We start from the raw sequence: 15,192 nt of genomic DNA on the forward strand, positions 1-15,192 counted from the left end.
GCCCAGCTCGCGCTCCAGCGAGATGATCTGCTGCGACAGGGCCGGTCCGGAGATGTGCACGCGTTGCGCGGCGCGGCCGAAGTGCAACTCCTCTGCGACGGCCACGAAGTAGCGCACCTGCCGCAGTTCCATACGCCGAGCCTAGACGGCACGATCGACCGCGTCCGGCCGCGGCGGGGGCAGGCTGATCGCCGTCGTTTCGTCCGTCAGGCGTTTGCCGATGACCCGGATCTGCCGCGCCGACAGCGGGCACAGCGGATGGACGGCCACCATCAGCGCAACCCGGCCGTCCTCGAAAACGGGTGCGGCGATGGTCACCACGGGTTGCTTGCGCCGTCCCGGGTTGTCATCGGAGAGGAAGCCGATGGTGGTGAACTCGACGAGCAGCTGATCCAAGATGTGCCGCACCGGCGTGGGCATCTCGTCGCTGTCCAGCGTGCCGACCACCTGCACCGCCTGGGCCAGTGCGGGTGTGGTCCAGTCGACGTCGTAGCCGCGCTCGCGCGTGTGCTCCAGCACCTGCTCGAGCCGTCGGGCGCGATCGGGATTGTTGCCCGCACCGCGGCGGATCCACGCGCGTTGGTGCTCGTCGTCGTCCCACGCGGCGAGTGCGACCCCGAAGGGCGGCGCGTACGGGATCCGATCGCCCGGAATTCCGGACGGTTGAGTGGCGGGCTCGCCCTCAAAAGCGGTGACCACCAACGAGTCTCCGAAACGCTCGACCACCGAGCAGGCATAGCCGACCTCGCCGGACAACCGCAGTGCCACGGAACGGGCCGCGTGCGCGAGCGGCCGGGCGGTGTCCGTCCGCGCCGCCACGACGGCCAACGCGGGCCCGAGGGTGAAAGTCTTGGTGACCGGATCGCGGCTGGCCCACCCCCGGTCGCACAGCGTCTTCAGAATCGCGTGCGCGGTCGCCTGGGTGAGCCCGAGCTCGCGCACGATGTCCGAGAACCGCGGCCGCGCATTCCCGGACCGGGCCAGGAGCTCGACAACGTCGAGCACCCGGGCGGTCGGCGCAGACGTCGATCCGCGAATGGGTTGACTCCTCTGCCATACGATTTAGAGTAAGGCGAATATTTTCGAGGTTTTTCTTCGACTATCCGAGAGAGTAACGCATTGCGTGCGGTTTCGTTAAGGGGCGGCCCGCGGTGGATCGCGGTTCACCCGAACGGAGACCTGCCATGACCGAACGTGATGACCGCCAAGACATCTCGGAGCTCCTGGTGCGCTACGCCACCGGAATAGACTGGCGCGACTGGCCGCTGTTTCGCACCGTGTTCACCGCCGACTGCGAGCTCGACTACGGCGAGATCGGGTCGTGGACCGGAGTCGACGCCGTCGCGGACTTCATGGAGCGGGTGCACGCCCTGGCCGGGCACACGCTGCACCGCTTGACCAACCAGGCCATCACGATCGACGGCGATAAGGCCACGGCGCGGACCTACATCGACGGGCTGATCATGGCCGGCGACAACAACTCCGGCGTCAACGCGATCGGCTTCTACGACGACGAGATCGTGCGCACCCGTGATGGCTGGCGCATCGCCCGCCGGCGCTACACCCAGGTGCGCCTGACGACAGTGGGGAGCACTTAGATGACGTTCGCAGCCAAGTACGGCCCGTGGGCGCTGGTCGCCGGCGCCTCGGACGGGGTGGGCGCGGCGTTCGCCCGCGCGCTCGCCGAGCGTGGCATCAACGTGGTGCTGATCGCGCGCCGGCAGGCCCTCCTCGATGAAGTCGCGGCCGAGATCGAGCGGGAAACGGCGGCGTCCACGCGGGCCCTCGCCATCGATCTCGCCGAGCCGGGCGCGGCGGCGGCGATCGCCGCGGCGACCAGCGACCTGGAGGTAGGCCTCCTGGTGTATTGCGCGGGCGCCGACCCGAACTTCGAGCCGTTCCTCGCCAATCCGGTCGAAGCCGCCGAGGCGATGGTGCAACGCAACTGCATGGTGCCGATGCAGCTGTGCCACCACTTCGCGGCCCCCATGGTCGAGCGGGGCCGCGGCGGGATCGTGCTCTTCGGGTCGGGCGCCGGCTTGGCCGGCGGCGCCAACATGGTGGCCTACGGCGCCTCGAAGGCCTTCGACATGGTCTTCGCGGAAGCGCTCTGGGCCGAGCTGCACGACAAGGGCGTCGACGTCCTCGGCCTCATCCTGGGCAAGACCGACACGCCTGCGTTGCGGCAACTCGAACACAGCCGCGGCCAGATCGGTTCGCTCGACGAGGTGCCGCCGGGCGCGGCCGACGTTGCCGACGTCATCGCGGAGGCGTTCGAGAATCTCGGTAACGGGCCGTCCCTGATGGTCGGCGACATGATGCGTGCCGCCGAGCAAATGCTGGCGTCGCTAACCCGCAACCAGGCCGTCGCGCTGTTCGCCCAAGCCGCGGCCGCGGCCATGGGCCCGGATAGGTAGCGGGAACCTCCCCGCCTCGCGGCTCGTCGTACTGCGCAGGGAGCGATTTGTGCGGCCGCAGGTTTGCCAAACTTCGGGATCAGGTCACCCTAACTTTCCTGGCGCAGCGCGTTAGCCAGCAAAGATGCGGTCAGCCACGATGGCGCTCCGCTGAGCGACGACGTTGCTGGCGACCGGCTGCGCGGGTAACTTTGGGTAATCGTTCGGCACGGCTGCCTCATCCGGAGTAGCCGCCTCATTCGCCACCCCTCCGTATCGAAGGATGACGATGCTCGCCTCCGACAGGCCCGCCACCGCGGTCGCAACGGCAGAACGCTCGCGGCGTCGCACCCTGGCACGTTCGGCACTGATCACCACGGCGTTCGTCGTCCCGGCGGTGGTGACGCGACTCGCAGGCCTGCACCCGGACCCGGTCGTCGCGCTGCTGATCTTCGGGGCCGCGGTGGTGTCGGCCAGCTTCCTGCTCGCGTGGGCCGCCGAAACCGCGCAGATCGACGTCTCCGGTGGGATGGCGACCGCGATACTGGCGCTGATCGCGGTCCTGCCCGAGTACGCCGTCGACCTCTATTACGCCTACGTGTCCGGCCACAATGCGGAGTACACGCAGTACGCGGCCGCCAACATGACCGGGTCCAACCGGCTGCTGATGGGCCTTGGCTGGCCCGTCGTGGTGTTGGTCAGCATCGTGGTGGCCCGCAGGGCCGGTTCCGCGAAGGCCACCGGCCTGGCGCTGCAACCAACCAACCGTCTCGAACTCGGATTCCTGTTGGTCGCCGGTGTCATCGCATTCGCGATACCGGCGAGCGGGCAGATCCACTTCGGGCTGGGGCTGGCGCTGCTGGCCTGGTTCGGGTTCTACCTCTACAAGGTCAGCCACGGCGACGTCGAGGAGCCCGACCTGATCGGAACCGCAGCCGCCCTCGGGGAGCTGCCCGATCGTCGTCGGCGCGTCGTCGTCGTCAGCCTCTTCCTGGCATCCGGCGCGGTGATCCTGTTGTGCGCCAAGCCGTTCGCCGACAACCTGGTCGCCGCGGGCACCGAACTGGGCATCGACCGGTTCCTGCTGGTCCAGTGGCTCGCCCCGCTCGCCTCGGAGGCACCTGAGTTCATCGTGGCGACCATCTTCGCCGCCCGGGGCAAGGGCACGGCGGCCATCGCCACCCTGATCTCCTCCAAGGTCAACCAGTGGACGCTGTTGATCGGGTCGCTGCCGATCGCCCACCTGCTCGGCGGCGGGGGGTTCTCGCTGCAGCTCGACTCGCGTCAGGTCGAGGAAGTGCTGCTCACGGCCACCCAAACCCTGATGGGAGTGACGCTGTTGTTGGCCCTGCGCTTCCAGCGCGCCGCCGCATGCACGCTGCTCGGCCTGTTCGTCGTGCAATTCCCCATCGCCTCGACGCACGGCCGCCTGCTGCTCTGCGGCGTCTACACCGCGGTGGCCGTCGTCGCGCTGATCCGCTACCGCCGCCACCTGGCGGCCACCGTCCGGGCGCCGTTCTTCGGGACGGCCATCCGGCACAGCGGTCACCCCCATCATCCGGTGCCGGACCCGTAACCACCGACGAACCCTCGCCGTATACGGTCCACGTTATGGATCGAGTGTCGGTGATCACAGGCGGCGCGGGTGGCATGGGGCTGGCCACGGCGAAGATCGTCGGCCGCGACCACATCGTGGTCCTCTGCGACGTCCGGCAGGACCGGCTGAAGGCCGCGGCCGCAGCGCTGGAAGAGCTCGGAATGACGCCCACGGCCGTCGATTGTGACGTCACCGACCGGCGGGCGGTCGCAGACCTGCTCAAGACCGCCAACAACCTCGGGACGCTCGCCTCGGTCATCCACACCGCGGGTGTCAGCCCGAGCATGGGCGCCGCCGACTACGTCATGCGCACCAACGCGCTCGGCACGCTCAACGTGAACGAAGCGTTTTACGCGGCGGCCGGCGAGGGCGCGGTGATCGTCAACGTGGCATCGATGGCGGCCCATCTGCTCCCGGCGGAAATGGTTCCGGTCGACCAATTTCCGCTGGCGCTGCGGGACGCCGACGCCTTCTTGGAGGCCATGATGACGACCTGCAACATCGTGCCCGAGGAGGCGCGGTCCGGGATCGCCTACGCCGTCAGCAAGAGCTTCGTGAAGTGGTACAGCCAGTCGCAGGCGGAGCGATTCAACGCGCGCGGATTGCGCATCGTCTCGGTCTCGCCGGGGTCCATCGACACCGAGATGGGCCGGCTCGAGGAGCAGGCCGGCGCCGGCGCGATGGTCACCAACGCCGCGGTGCCGCGCTGGGGCAAGCCCGAAGAGATGGCCGAGCTGCTCGCGTTCTGCGCCAGCGATAAGGCGGGTTACCTGACCGGCACCGACATCCTCAACGACGGAGGCGTGATCGCCTCGATGACCGAGCGCGCCAGGGCGGCCGCTGCCACCGGTTGAAACCGGATCCCCCGACACCAACTCGTTTCAGCGGCAAAGCCCGCCGCCGGCGCGGCCGCGCTACCTATGCTGAGCGGATGCCGCAACCGGTGCTGCGTGAACGCCTGATCGATCTCGAGGTCCCGGACCAGGACGAGGCGCGCGGCCGCGCGCTGCGCAAGGCCGTGCCACGGCGCACGCTCGCACAGCTGACCCCGTCCGGGAAGTCGGCCACCGAAATCCTGGTGGCTCAGAATGCCGATCGGGTACCAGAACTCGTCCCGCTGCGGTTCGCCCGGATACTCGCCGACCCGTTCTCCTTTTACCGCGGGTCGGCCGCGGTGATGGCCGCCGACCTGGGCGCCAGCCCGTCGAGCGGGATCGAAGTGATGTGTTGCGGCGACGCTCACGTGTCCAACTTCGGAATGTACGCGGCGCCGCATCGCTCAATAGTGTTCGACCTGAACGACTTCGACGAGGCAGCCGTCGCCCCGGCCGAATGGGACGTTAAGCGCCTGATCACCAGCGCGATCGTCGGCGGGCGCCATGCGGGCTATCCCGCCAAGGCCATCCGCCGCTGCGTCGGGCAGGCGCTGGCCGGCTACCAGTCCAGCCTGCAGTCCATGCTCGCGATGGACGTCCTGGACCGCTACTACCTTCGTGTGGAGCCGGAACGCCACGCCGGGACGGTATCCAAGGGCCTGCTCGGCGTGATTCAAAAGACGACATCCCGGGCTCGCAGCCGGACGTCGGCGCGGCTCTTCAGGCAGCTCACCGAGGTCGGCGCCGACGGGACGCCGCGGCTGCGGGAGGCGCCACCGGTCCTGCAGCACCTCGATGAGGACGCCGAAGCCGTTCTGGTCGAATCGATTCAGGAGTACCTGACCACCGTTCCCGCCGACATCGCGCTGCTGCTGTCACACTTTCGCGTCACGGACGTGGCGCTGCGGGTGGTCGGCGTCGGCAGCGTCGGCACCCGCTGCTTCCTGGTCATCCTGGTGGGACCCAACGCCACACCGCTCATCCTGCAGATCAAGGAGGCGACCCGGTCAGTGCTCGACGAATACGGCGGCTGGCCTCAACCGCGCATGTTGACGGCCGCCATCGAGGCCAAGGGCCAGGGCATGCGCGTCGTCGACGGGCAGCGGATTCTGCAGGCGATGTCGGACGTGTTCCTCGGGCCGACCCGCAAGGACGGCCGCGACTACTACGTCCGGCAATTCCACGACATGAAGGGCACGATCGAGACCGAGGGCATGGCGGCCGCCACGTTCAGCGACTACGTCGCCGCCTGCGCGGTGCTCCTGGCCCGGGCCCATTCCCAGAGTGCGAACGCCTCGCTGCTGCGCGGATACGTCGGCGCTGGCGAGACCGTGCAATCCGCGGTGGCCGAATGGTGCTACGTCTACGCCGACAAGTCGCTCGACGATTTCCACCAGTTGAAGGCCGCGGCCGCGGCCGGCGACATCGAGGTCGCGGCGGACCCCGCCCGGTAGCAACTTGCCCGGCGCGGCCCCACTCGAACACCCCGGCAGAAAGGCGGCACGAGTCGATGCGAAGCCGCGCGGCCATCCTCTATGAGTACGGGCACCCCTGGACCGTTGAGGAATTCGAGCTGGATCCGCCGAAGGCGGGCGAGGTGCTGGTGCGGCTGGCCGCGTGCGGGCTCTGCCACTCCGACGAACACATCCGGCAGGGGAAGTTGGCCGCGCCGCCAGAGACGTTGCGCGCCTTGGGGTTACCCGCCATGTCGCCGACGATCGGCGGCCACGAGGGCTCCGGCGTGGTCGTCGATGTCGGGGCGGGCGTCGCCGGATTCGCGCCGGGCGACCACGTGGTGACGTCCTTCGTCGCGGTCTGCGGCCAGTGTCGTTGGTGCGCCTCGGGGATGGAGTACCTGTGCGACACGGGGTCGGGGACCCTGGCGCCGGGCATGCCGACGGACGGCACCTTTCGCCATCACACCGCCGACGGCCGCGACCTCGGCCACGTGTCCAAGATCGGTGCATTCGCCGAACACACTGTCGTGGCGGCTAATTCGCTGGTCAAGATCGACCCGAGCTTTCCGCTGGTGCCCGCCGCGCTGCTGGCGTGCGCGGTGCCCACCGGGTACGGGTCGGCGGCCCGGCGCGCCGGGGTACGGGGCGGCGACACGGTGGTGGTGGTCGGCACCGGCGGCATCGGAACCGCGGCCGTTCAGGGCGCGCGCATCAGCGGCGCGGCCCGGATCGTCGCGGTCGACGTGAGCGACTTCAAGCGCACCTCCGCAATGACTTTCGGCGCAACCCACGTCGCCGCGACGGCGACCGACGCGCTCGAGCTGGTGCGCGACCTGACGCGCGGAGTGATGGCGGATGCGGTCGTGGTCTCCCCCACCATGATCGGCGAGGCCGACGTCGGGACGGCGCTGGCGTTGACCCGCAAGGGCGGCACGTGCGTGCTGACCGGGCTTCCGGTGCCCGCGACGGCCTCGATCGCCGTCGCCCTGCAAGACTTCATCCTGATGAACAAGACGTTGTGCGGCACGGTGTTCGGCTCGTGCAATCCCAAGAGCGACATCCCGCTGCTGGCCACGCTGTACGAGTCGGGTCGACTACTCCTCGACGAGATGATCACCCAACGCTACCGGCTCGACGACATCAACGACGCCTACGCCGACCTGGCCGCAGGCCGCTTGATCCGTGGGGTCATCGACTTCGGCCTGGGCCAGTAGCCAGTCCCGCGGCCGGAGCCGCCAGGTCCGGCGGGCGTACTCCAGCTCGGTGTAGGGCCACTGGGTGACGATGCGGCCGGTGGGCGAGCGAAAGTAGCTGTCGCACCGGGTCCAGATGGTGCGCTCCAGGTCCGCGGAAAGCTGGTCGTTGTAGCGCTTTTCGGCTTCCGGACGGACGTCCACATAGCCGCCCTTGCGCGCCACCCGGCTGACCGCGCTGGCAACCAGACGCGCGGCGGCCTCCAGAATGTAGACAATCGAGTTGCCGCCCTGGTTGGTGTTGGGGCCGTAGAGCATGAAGAAATTCGGGAAACCGCTGACCGCGACGCCCAGGTAGGCGCTCGGGTCGTCACCCCAGCGCTCGTGCAGACTTTGGCCGCCTCGTCCGAGCACCTCGATGCCGGCGAGGTAGCGGCTGGTCTGGAATCCGGTGGCGCACACGATCGCGTCGGCGTCCACCAATCTGCCGCTGACAGTCTCGATCGACGTCTCGGTAACTCGCGCGATCGGTTCGGTCACCAGATCGACGTGGTCCTTCTGGAGCGCCAGATAGTAGTCGTCGCCCAGTAGCACCCGCTTGCATCGGAATGGATAGTCGGGCGTCAGCGCCCGGCGCAGTCGCTCGTCGGCAACGGTGCGCTCGAGGAACGACGTCGCGACCCGTGAGCGACTCGCCACCCGGGGGTCTTCGACGGCGTTGCCGGCGAAGTCGTGAAATTGCTTCCAGATTCGCCATCGTTCCCTGCGGGCCGCCCACGGATGGCGGCGAAACCTCGCCAGCTCCTGATCACTGAACGGACGGTCGTCCTTGGGCACCATCCAGGGCGGCGTTCGCTGAAACACGGTGACACCGGCGGCGATTCGAGCGAGCTCGGGGACCACCTGCACCGCGCTGGCGCCGGTACCGATCACCGCGACTTGCCGGCCGGACAGGTCCACCCCCGGATCCCACGCAGATGTGTGCATCAAGTGGCCGCGGTAACCGGTGAATCCCTCGATGTCGGGCAGTTTGGGGGCGCCGAACAGGCCGACGGCGCTGACCACCACGTCGGCACGCAGCGTGGTGACGGTGTCGCTATTCGCCTGTTGCAGCTGCAATTCCCACTGCCGGCCGCCCTCGTCCCATCGCGCCCGCCGTACGTGCGTCCGCAAGGTCAGGTGGCGGCGCAGGTCGAAGTCGTCGACCACCGATTCCAGGTAGGCCAGGATTTCTGGCTGGCGGGCGTAAGTACGGCTCCAGGATTTGTTGGGGGCGAAGGAGAACGAGTACAGGTGACTCTGCACGTCGCACGCGGCGCCGGGATAGGTGTTGCGCCGCCAGGTGCCGCCGACGCCGTCGTCGCCCTCGATGATGACTAGATCGTCGATCCCGGCCCGGCGTAGCGCGACGGCGACGCCGATGCCCCCGAAGCCCGCACCGATGATCGCCACCCTGGGCGGGCGTCCGCGGCGGGTCGCCGCCCGCAGCCGGCCGATGCCGTAGCGCCAGCGGGCCTGCCTACTGGTCACGGGCCGCCCCCGCGAATCAGGTAGCCCTCCAGGTCACCGTCGGCGCGCCATGCCTGCAGGATGTCGGCGTACTCGGTTGGGGCACCGAAGAAGAAGCTGCCCTGGCGGGTCTTGTTGTCCGCCTTGCCCTCCCGGTTGTAGTAGCCGGGCGTGCAGGTCTGGGCGCGCTCGGCGCTCGCCGCCGAGCGGGTGACGACGGTGTCGACCCAGGCTGACTCCGCGGCGGGTGCGGCCTCGACCTCGGTGACGCCGCGCTCGAGCGCCCAGGCGATGATCCACGCCGCGTGGGTCGCCTGCACATCGAGCAGGTAGGGGAAGTTCACCGTCAGGCCCGCCTGGGCGATGCTTTCGATGAAGCAATTCGGGAAATTCGTCGTGCACAGGCCCTGAAAGGTCCGCACCCCGTCGCGCCAGTGCTGGGTCAGCGACACCCCGTCGCGGCCGATCAGCTCGAAACCCGTGCGCCGGCAATAGTCGGTGCCCACCTCGAATCCCGTTGCGAAGATCAGGCAGTCGAGCTCGTAGGGCACACCATCGACGACCACACCGGAATCGGTGATGCGCTGCACGCCGCGGCCACGGGTGTCGACCAGCGTGACGTTGTCGCGGTTGAAGGTCTGCAAATACTCGTCGTGGAAGCAGGGTCGTTTGCAGAAATACCCGTACCACGGTTTGAGCGCCTCCGCGGTGGCCGGATCGGTGACGATGCCGTCGACCCGCGCCCGGATCTCCTCCATCTTGGCGAAGTCCGCGATCTCGATGTCGCGGCCGCGCTGCGCCGGGTCCACGCCGCCGTCCCCGTCATGACGCATTACCGGCAGCTTGCGGGTGATGCTTGTCCAGGCGTCGGCGACCAGGTCCTCGTCGGCCTGGCCGCCCGCCGTCAATATCTGGAAGTTCTCGATGCGTTCGCGCTGCCAGCCCGGCGGTAATGTGCTGGCCCACTGCGAATCCGTGGCGCGGTTGGCGCGCACGTCCACCGATGACGGCGTGCGCTGGAAGACGTAGAGTCGCCGCGCCGCCCCGGCGAGGTGCGGCACGCACTGGATCGCCGTGGCTCCGGTACCGATGATGCCCACACGCTTGTCGGCGAGCCGCTCGAGGTTCTCTCCGGTGTAGGCGTAGTCCCACCGACTGGTGTGGAACGCGTGCCCGCGAAAGGCCCCGAGGCCCTCGATGCCGGGCAGCTTGGGCTTGGCCTGATAGCCGTTGGCCATGGACACGAACCGGGCCCGCATCTCATCGCCCCGGTCGGTGCGGATGATCCACCGCGATTCTTCGGCGTCCCAACGGATCTCACGCACGTCGGTCTGCAGGCACGCGTCGCGGTACAAGTCGTAGTGCCGCGCGATGCGCTGGCAATGCGCGAAGATCTCCGGTCCCTTGGCGTATTTCTCGGTGGGAACGTAGCCGAGTTCCTCCAGCAACGGCATGTACACGTACGACTCGACGTCGCAGGCGATTCCGGGATACCGGTTCCAGTACCAGGTGCCGCCTACGTCGGCCGCCCGGTCGATCAGCCGCACGCTCCGCACGCCGAGCTGGCGCAGCCGCACCCCCGTCAGCAGCCCACCGAAGCCCGCGCCGATGACCGCGACGTCCACCTCGTCGGTCAGCGGTTCGCGATCGAATTCCCGGTCCGCCCAGGGGTCGTCGGCGAAGCGGGCGAACGCGCCCGCCGTCTCCACGTACTGCGCGATGCCGTCGGGGCGCAATCGCCGCGCACGCTCTTCGGCGTACTTGCGTCGCAGCGCGTCGACGTCGAACGTCACGGCAACGGTTTCAGTCACGGCCAGGCTTCCTCTCGTGGCCCCGACTATATAATCAATCGCTTGATCGTATCAAGGCCTCCGCAGTGTCCTCTGCCTGCGGCTATCCCGGCCCACCCGGTGCGAACAGCGTTCCCCTGATCATGTTCTTGGCGGAGTCCAGCGCGGCGTGGTAGGCCCGCGGGGGTGACGTGGCCGCCAGTTCGGTCAAGCCGTAGACGAGCGCGTACACGGCTTCGACGATGCTGTCCCGATCCTGCCGGTGCGCGAGTTCGCCTCGCCGATAGGCATCGTCGACGACGCCCTCGATGATCTCTCGGAATGCCTGAAACCGCGCGCCCCCCGCGAACCGCGAATCGGCGTCGGCCACGCCCTCGGCGCGGATCACCCACTCGAAGGCGGCGAGATCCGGATACTCGCGCATCAACCGGCTCGACTCGTCCAACACCGCCTTCAGGCGATCGACCGCACCGTCGGCCCGCGCGGCGGCGGCCCGCAACCGGGGTGCGGCGATGCCCTCCATTTCGGTGACGGCCGCTTGCAGCAACTCGGACTTGTTCGGAAAGTAGTGGTAAAGGCTGCCGCTGGTCATGTCGGCCGCCCGGGCGATCTCGCGAATCGTGGTGCGGGAGTAGCCCATCTCGGCCACACACCGCATCGCCGCGGCGATGATGCGCGAACGCGTCTGCTCCCCGTCGGCGCCCACCGGGCGGCCCAATTGCGACGGTGCGACGCTCATGCCGCGCGGAACCCGCCGCGGGCCGGTCCATCACACACTGCGCACCTCCGCGCGGAAGCCGGAACTAATCGATCACTCGATTATATTCGACGGTGTCGGGCACGAGAGCCGGCGGACAGGACGCGCGAGTGGGGAGAGCACGGTGACGCGGGCGCAGCGTGGGCGCCCGGTCGGCGCCAGCGGCGAGGAGACCCGCCGGCGGATCATCGTCGCCGCCATGCGCTGTGTGGCCACGGTGGGATACTCGCGAGCCACCATCCGTGAGATCGCTCGCACCGCGAACGTCACGAGCGCCAGCCTGTACAACTACTTTCCGAACAAGGCCGAGTTGATCAAGGCCGCGATCGCGGCACGCACCGACGTCGCGTTGCCCCGGCTGCGGGCGGCCGCCGCGGGCCCCGGGACCGCCATCGATCAGATCGAGGCGGTGCTCGACGAATCGGGCCGGCTGATGCGCGAGTATCCGGATCTCGCCGCCTTCGATCGGGCGATTCGCACAGAGAGCAACGAGCATCCGGCCAGCGGTCGGCCACGGTACGCCGGGCTGAAAGCGTTGCGGGACACGATAACTGAGATCATCGGTGACGCCCGGGCGCAGGGTGCGCTACCACTCGACACCCACGCGGACGCCGCGGCCGATGCGATCCACGCACTGGCGCGCGGCCTCACGGAGCGGGCCGCCACTCTGGCTCCGGACGCGTACGCGGCCGCGCTGGATTGCGCCAACGAACTGATCAGCGGAACGCTCTTCGCCCGCCCGGCCGGCGCCCAACGATGAAGTTACTCACCGCGCTGCGGCTCAACATGACCAATGTCGCCGATCCCACAGCGCGTCAGGCGGATCGCTACCGGGCCGCGCTGGACATGGCGGAGTTCGCCGACCGCCACGGCTTCACCGCCGTCAGCGCAGAAGAACATCATCTAGCCGCCACGAGTTGGCTTCCGTCGCCGTTGATTCTGGCCGCCGCCGTCGCGGGGCGCACACACAGCGTGCGCATCAGCGTCAACGCGTTGATCGTCCCGCTCTACGACCCGATTCGGCTGGCCGAGGACATCGCCGTGCTGGACAACCTCACCCAGGGCCGCTTCAGTTTCGTGGCCGGCATGGGTTACCGGCCCGAGGAGTATCTCGCCGTCGGCAAGGACTGGTCCAGGCGGGCGACCCTGATGGACCACTGCCTGACGGTCCTACTCAAGGCGTGGAGCGATCAGCCCTTCGAATACGAGGGCGCGCTCATCAACGTCACCCCGAAACCCTGTACCCGTCCGCATCCGATCCTTTTCGTTGGCGGCATGACCGCCGCGGCGGCCCGGCGCGCGGCCCGCTTCGGACTTCCGTTTTCACCACCGATGGCCATGCCCGAGGTCGAAGCCGTCTATACGCGGGAGTTGCGCAACCACGGAAACGAAGGCTTCGTCTACCACCCCGAGAACGGAAGCACCGTCACCATGCTGCACGCCGACCCCGACGAGGCGTGGGCGCGTTACGGGGACTTCATCCTGGCGGAGGCGGCCGAGTACAGCGCCTGGAAGCGCGCCGACGTGCCGCGGCCCAGCGAAACCGCGCCGGCCTCCGTCCGGGACCTGCGCCGCCTCAACCATCTCGAGATCCTCACCCCGGAACAGTTGATCGATCAGATCCGCGGTGGCAGAGGAGAAGTCGTGGTCAACCCCCTCATCGGCGGCCTTCCGATCGACGCGGGCTGGGCCAGCCTGCACCTAATGACCGACGAGGTTCTGCCCAACGTGTGACCTGCCCGCCGACAGCGCGTCACCCAGGCTCCACACGGCGACACCGATCAGCACCAGATCCTTCAGCAGGAACTGGCCCGGTAGCGCCGACAGCACGGGGAGACCACCGGCATGCGTCGCGACCACCCCGGGTGTGGTGAACAGGAAGCTCAGCGTTCCACAGAACAGCACCACCGCCAGCGCGCTGCCGGCCGCCGATGCGCGCGGCCACACCGGCCGAAGCGCGATGAGAAGGGCGGCAACGATTTCCATGGTCCCCAGCCCGCGCGCGACGGTGGCGACGCTGAACACGTCGTAGATCCAACTCATCAGCGGGCTGTGTTCGATGAGCACGCGGGATTCCATCTTCACGTACTTCCCGAACCCGATCCAGGCCAGCACGACGACCAGTCCGTAACGGCTGATGAGTTGTCCCGACCGGGTCAGCGGCTGCGCCAGGGAGTGCGGTGTCCCCGCGTGGGCGACGGCCGCGGGCGATTCGATTTCGTTCACAGAGCAGCCACGACTTGCGCGCCGCTTCCGTTCAGCGTCGCGGCTTATCCGGCGTAACGATCGCGCAACTGGGCCAGCGTCGCTTCGATTCCGGCGGCGTTGCCTTTACAGGCCCCGATTCGCTCGTAGTACTTCAACGCGTTCTTGACCGCACCGGCGTCGCGATAATCGAACGTCTCCGTGACCCGGGTCCGGGTCGGCGAAAGCGCCTCGAATTGCCACCGCCAGCGGTGCCCCACCGGGTGACGCCATTCGACCAGTTCGTTCGGTTTCAGGGCCGTCACCGTGCTGGTGATGCGGTACGGCAGGCCATACATCTTCATCTTGGTCGAAAACTTCGACCCCACAGTCAATTCCGCGGGCACGCTGATATTGTCACGCACGGTGCCCGACCCATCCAGTTCGCTGTGTCGCCGCGGATCGGCGGCCATCGCATACAGTTCGGCGGCGGGCGCGGCCACTTCGACCGACCGGCTTACCTGCCGCGGGCCCGCGTCGACAACGGTGACGGTCATGATCTTTCCTTTCGGCTGTCCGGCAGCTTCGACTCGACGCTACGCTCGCCGAGTCGAACTCAGAACAGCAGAATTCCCACCGCGGGTGACCCGCGGCGAGAAGCCCGCGTCGGGAGGAGCCGAAAGTAGCAATGAGTCAATCCATTTCGGGAAAGGTGGCCCTGATCACCGGCGCGGGGGCAGGGCCGGGCACACGCCGTGCGCCTGGCCGCCGAGGGCGCCGACATCATCGGGGTCGACATCGCCGGGCCGCTGCCGCCCAGCGTTCCGTATGACTCGCCGACACCCGAGGATCTGGCCGAGACGGCACAGCTGGTGAGCGCCAACGGCAAACGGGTCATCACCGCGGCCGTCGACATCCGTGACCTCGAGGCACTCAAGGGTGCCGTCGATGCGGCGGTGGCCGAACTGGGCCGTCTCGACATCATCGTTGCCAACGCCGGAATCTGCAGTCCCGCTCCGTGGGATCAGATCACCGCAGAAGCGTTCCGCGACACCATCGACACCAACGTGACCGGGACCTGGAACACGGTGATGGCCGGCGCTCAGCACATCATCGACGGCGGCCGCGGTGGGTCGATCATCCTCATCGGATCGGCCGCCGGCATCAACATGCAGTCGTTCATGATCCACTACACCGCGAGCAAGCACGCGGTCGTCGGGATGGCTCGCGCATTCGCCGCCGAGCTCGGCCGGCACAACATCCGCGTCAACAGCCTCAACCCCGGAGCGGTCTCGACACCGATGGGGGCCGGCCGCATGCGCGAAGCGCTGCAAGCCGCCGCCGACAGCTACCCGCACTTGCGGGGCCTGCACAAGCCGCTGTTGCCCGAGGGGATCGCCCGGCCGGAGGACATCGCCGACGCCGTCGCTTGGC

Annotated in this window: 15 protein-coding genes and 1 pseudogene; 9 read left to right on the forward strand and 7 right to left on the reverse strand. The window is 68.3% G+C overall.

Going from position 1 to position 15,192, the window contains the following annotated elements:
* Window positions 1–132: LysR family transcriptional regulator (locus tag A5711_RS26000; protein ID WP_156744780.1), on the reverse strand; the 132-nt coding region annotated here is incomplete at its 3' end.
* A gap of 9 nt (window positions 133–141) precedes the next feature.
* Window positions 142–1,005, reverse strand: a complete 864-nt coding sequence (locus A5711_RS04530; protein ID WP_067944438.1) for an IclR family transcriptional regulator — start codon at window positions 1,003–1,005, stop codon at window positions 142–144.
* A 179-nt stretch (window positions 1,006–1,184) separates the two neighbouring features.
* On the opposite strand from A5711_RS04530, the gene A5711_RS04535 reads away from it, so the two are divergent.
* The 6 genes from A5711_RS04535 (at window position 1,185) to A5711_RS26005 (ending at window position 7,539) form a co-directional block, all read left to right on the forward strand.
* Window positions 1,185–1,598: a nuclear transport factor 2 family protein gene (locus A5711_RS04535; protein WP_067944440.1), complete on the forward strand. Its 414-nt coding sequence runs from the start codon at window positions 1,185–1,187 to the stop codon at window positions 1,596–1,598.
* Window positions 1,599–2,417, forward strand: a complete 819-nt coding sequence (locus A5711_RS04540) for an SDR family NAD(P)-dependent oxidoreductase (protein ID WP_067944442.1) — start codon at window positions 1,599–1,601, stop codon at window positions 2,415–2,417.
* Window positions 2,418–2,679: 262 nt separating this feature from the next.
* Entirely contained in the window at window positions 2,680–3,972 is a 1,293-nt protein-coding gene (locus tag A5711_RS04550) for a sodium:proton exchanger (protein ID WP_067944447.1), read from the forward strand.
* 35 nt (window positions 3,973–4,007) lie between these two features.
* Window positions 4,008–4,847, forward strand: coding sequence for an SDR family oxidoreductase (locus A5711_RS04555; RefSeq protein ID WP_082975648.1), 840 nt, complete (start codon window positions 4,008–4,010; stop codon window positions 4,845–4,847).
* A gap of 77 nt (window positions 4,848–4,924) precedes the next feature.
* Window positions 4,925–6,322, forward strand: coding sequence for a DUF2252 domain-containing protein (locus tag A5711_RS04560; RefSeq protein WP_067944449.1), 1,398 nt, complete (start codon window positions 4,925–4,927; stop codon window positions 6,320–6,322).
* A gap of 56 nt (window positions 6,323–6,378) precedes the next feature.
* On the forward strand, window positions 6,379–7,539 hold the full coding sequence (locus tag A5711_RS26005) for a Zn-dependent alcohol dehydrogenase (protein ID WP_156744781.1): 1,161 nt from the start codon (window positions 6,379–6,381) through the stop codon (window positions 7,537–7,539).
* Here the strand turns inward: A5711_RS26005 and A5711_RS04565 are convergent.
* The 3 genes from A5711_RS04565 to A5711_RS04575 form a co-directional block, all read right to left on the reverse strand.
* The gene (locus A5711_RS04565; RefSeq protein ID WP_067944451.1) at window positions 7,420–9,048 is read right to left on the reverse strand and encodes an NAD(P)/FAD-dependent oxidoreductase; all 1,629 of its coding nucleotides are present in this window, start codon (window positions 9,046–9,048) and stop codon (window positions 7,420–7,422) included. The genes A5711_RS26005 and A5711_RS04565 overlap by 120 nt on opposite strands.
* The gene (locus A5711_RS04570) at window positions 9,045–10,838 is read right to left on the reverse strand and encodes an NAD(P)/FAD-dependent oxidoreductase (protein ID WP_067944453.1); all 1,794 of its coding nucleotides are present in this window, start codon (window positions 10,836–10,838) and stop codon (window positions 9,045–9,047) included. Before A5711_RS04570 ends, A5711_RS04565 begins: the two co-directional genes overlap by 4 nt.
* Before the next feature lie 82 nt (window positions 10,839–10,920).
* Entirely contained in the window at window positions 10,921–11,556 is a 636-nt protein-coding gene (locus A5711_RS04575; RefSeq protein ID WP_067944455.1) for a TetR/AcrR family transcriptional regulator, read from the reverse strand.
* Between the two features lie 142 nt (window positions 11,557–11,698).
* Between A5711_RS04575 and A5711_RS04580 the strand changes: the two genes are divergently transcribed.
* Together A5711_RS04580 and A5711_RS04585 are read left to right on the forward strand one after the other, a co-directional pair.
* Entirely contained in the window at window positions 11,699–12,334 is a 636-nt protein-coding gene (locus tag A5711_RS04580; RefSeq protein ID WP_067944457.1) for a TetR/AcrR family transcriptional regulator, read from the forward strand.
* Entirely contained in the window at window positions 12,331–13,308 is a 978-nt protein-coding gene (locus A5711_RS04585) for an LLM class flavin-dependent oxidoreductase (RefSeq protein ID WP_067944459.1), read from the forward strand. Before A5711_RS04580 ends, A5711_RS04585 begins: the two co-directional genes overlap by 4 nt.
* On the opposite strand, the gene A5711_RS04590 is transcribed toward A5711_RS04585, so the two are convergent.
* Complete coding sequence (locus A5711_RS04590; RefSeq protein WP_231972031.1) at window positions 13,276–13,791, reverse strand: YkgB family protein; 516 nt, start codon at window positions 13,789–13,791, stop codon at window positions 13,276–13,278. The genes A5711_RS04585 and A5711_RS04590 overlap by 33 nt on opposite strands.
* Window positions 13,792–13,844: 53 nt before the next feature.
* On the reverse strand, window positions 13,845–14,315 hold the full coding sequence (locus A5711_RS04595) for an SRPBCC family protein (protein WP_067944461.1): 471 nt from the start codon (window positions 14,313–14,315) through the stop codon (window positions 13,845–13,847).
* 131 nt (window positions 14,316–14,446) lie between these two features.
* On the opposite strand from A5711_RS04595, the pseudogene A5711_RS04600 reads away from it, so the two are divergent.
* Window positions 14,447–15,192: pseudogene (locus tag A5711_RS04600) on the forward strand (mycofactocin-coupled SDR family oxidoreductase); the annotation flags it as partial.

This window comes from Mycobacterium sp. E2238, from assembly GCF_001672665.1.
Lineage (GTDB): Bacteria > Actinomycetota > Actinomycetes > Mycobacteriales > Mycobacteriaceae > Mycobacterium.